Below are 2,545 nucleotides of genomic sequence, written 5' to 3'. Positions count from 1 at the left end.
GAACTGGCGGACGTGCTGGATTAGGGGCTAAGAGAGAGAGTTAGTCCCGGATCACCTCAACGATGGCGTGTTCATCTTCGCCGAGGACTGTTGTCCAAAACTGGATCAGGTCCGAGCCTTTGAGCTGGCGCTTTCGGTCGACCCTGAACAGGGCCACCGTAACACCCTCCAAGTCCGGGAACTCCATTGTCTCAAGGGCTGTTTTGAACTTCTTGCGGTTTAGGCCTGAGTTGTACATCGAGTATGCGTTGGAGTTCTGATAAAGATCAGAAATCACGACAATTCGGCGGTTGCCAACCGTATCCCGGAAATCGGACCGTCGCTGGATTCCGCGGATGTGCTCAGCAAGCGGAGACACCGGCGACTGTTTGTTGAGCATGAGTTCCGAGACCTCCAAGCGCATGAATTTTTCGAACTTATCCTCCCAGTCCATGCGGATAAATTGCGGATTCTCGAAGATCGGATTTGCCGATTTGGGTGAGCCTGGAGAGCAACGCGAGAAGACCTGGATACCCTCATCGGGATCCTCTTCATTTATGCCGATCACGGTCAGACGCCCGTTCTTTCTCAGTGCCTGCGCTTCATCGAAGATCAATTGCCAAGCCCAATCGACGTCCGTCTGGTCGAAGGGGTCCGACTGGTCGATCAGGACAACCGTATGCGCCGGCAGGATGCCGTCGACCCGGCAGTTCTGTCCGTTGACTTCCGGCGGACGGGTGAGTTGAAGGCCGATCGGAATACCCGAGAAGCATGCTAGCAGGGCAACGAACAAACCGACCCACATGCCTTTGCGAAGGCCGGGGCTACGATACTTTCGGGCCATCAGGCAGCCTCGTTCTTGATGGTTTTCACTTTGGAAGGTTTGATGTCGATAATCTCGGCGGCCTGCCGGTTTAGCGTCATGTCTTCTTCATCGAGCGCTTGGCGCAATTGCTCGTCGATCGAGGCGCGCAGATCAGAAATGTATTTTCTTGCGATGTCGAGCGTCTCAATGTTCCTGTCGATCCCGTCCAGGGCGCTTCCAGCGCGCGCCGCCAGACTGTCTGCATCCGGCACGACGGATACCCACTGGCCGTTGGAGCGGGGATCTTCGTCAAAATAGTTCGGGGGATCGCCCGGATCGGGCAGGTTTGCGATTGGCTTGCGAGTTGCCTTGCGATGCATCTTGATCCGCTGTCGGCGGTTGGATGAGCGGTAGGCAGATAAGAGTGACCAAGCGTGGTTGTTTATACGCGATTCCGCCGTTGCAGCTGCCTTCGACAAGCGCTGGGCAAATGAGACGGCAATCGACACTTGGTTCTTGAAGTGGGAATGCAACCGGGACGATGTGTCGATCCGCTCGCGTGCCCGGTCGAGGACGTCGAAGCCAGCCTGTCTCGCGGCGTCTTCAAGGCCTACCCGCAGGATGCGCATGATAAAGAAGCGTTTGCCAACCTTTCCGAAGCCTGGAAATGGATCGGTGAAGCCGCGATACCCTTCATAGGTTGCCCATCCAAAAACGCACAAACCAATTACGAACAATGCTACGCCAAGAACGGTGCCGAGATTGAAGGGGTTCTGCAGGAAGTGCGGCCAAGCGTCATTGAATCTCGGAGCCATGGCGCGGGTGAGTGCAATTTCGCCGCTCTGGCTCGCAATGATCGCTTCTTCGGCGACTTCCCGGAAGTGAGCGACATAGAGATTGAAAAATGTAGCTGCAATCACAAGCAGGCCGCCTGCAGCCATCAAGGCGTACTTGTAATGTCCTTCCATAATCCGTGCATAGCGGATGATGAGAATACCGAAGACGAGTCCGAGCAGGATGTTTACTGTTGAGATCATGACGGCTGTGATCCAGCCCCCGATCAGACCTTGAGCACTGATGCCTGCGAAGATCGCCGAGTTGACTAGTGTCTCAAAGAGAAGCAGCGCCAGAAGTATCACGAATGGCTTCAGAAAGAACAAAGGTACCTCGGCATGCCGGCGCAGATTGTTCTCGTTCCGGAATTCCTGATACTGAGCGAGACTGTCGACAAATTCTTCGCGTGTGTCCTGGAACCTGCGGCGGTAAGGCGCCAAGGCGCCGTTAAGCGCTGCCCGGATGTCGGATTTCAGAGTGTCTGCATTCAGGCTTTCTGGCTTGTGGTCAGTGATCCAGTCATCGGCGTCCTGAGTGAGCTGCGTTACGGCTGAACTAACCTTGGTCAATTGCTGGTCGCGTTGGGTATGAATTTCTTCTTCGCGTCCGTCAGGTCTGGTTGCCGATGTCAGTGGCAGTAAGTGTTTGGCATCGACTTTGCCCTTGCGCTTGGTCCACCACCGGGAGGCGGAAAAGCCGAACTGCCGTTTGCCGACGCGTTCGAAAATGTTCGAGATTCCGATACTAAAAGTCGCCTTTTGCGACTTGAGGTCATATCCGACCTCGAAATTTAGATCTGGCCGTTTGCTATCCGCCATCGCAGCCTCCCCAACCCTGAAATGCAATTAACCTGATGTTAACTATACTGGCAAGCGTCTCGAATTAGAATCTCATGGGTGGCGACCGCTGGCTGCTCTACATCCCGTC

General features: G+C 55.0%; 2 protein-coding genes. Both read right to left on the bottom strand.

Going from position 1 to position 2,545, the window contains the following annotated elements; all coding sequences use genetic code 11:
- Window positions 1–40: 40 nt before the first annotated feature.
- Window positions 41–823: a hypothetical protein gene (locus HJA_RS17640; RefSeq protein ID WP_155840110.1), complete on the bottom strand. Its 783-nt coding sequence runs from the start codon at window positions 821–823 to the stop codon at window positions 41–43.
- Window positions 823–2,436, bottom strand: coding sequence for a hypothetical protein (locus HJA_RS17635; protein ID WP_035585105.1), 1,614 nt, complete (start codon window positions 2,434–2,436; stop codon window positions 823–825). Before HJA_RS17635 ends, HJA_RS17640 begins: the two co-directional genes overlap by 1 nt.
- Window positions 2,437–2,545 lie beyond the last annotated feature (109 nt).

Origin of the sequence: Hyphomonas jannaschiana VP2 (assembly GCF_000685215.1) — a bacterium.
Classification (GTDB): Bacteria; Pseudomonadota; Alphaproteobacteria; order Caulobacterales; family Hyphomonadaceae; genus Hyphomonas; species Hyphomonas jannaschiana.
Note: the sequence above shows the minus strand (reverse complement) of the source record. Positions and strands in the feature narration are given on the sequence as shown.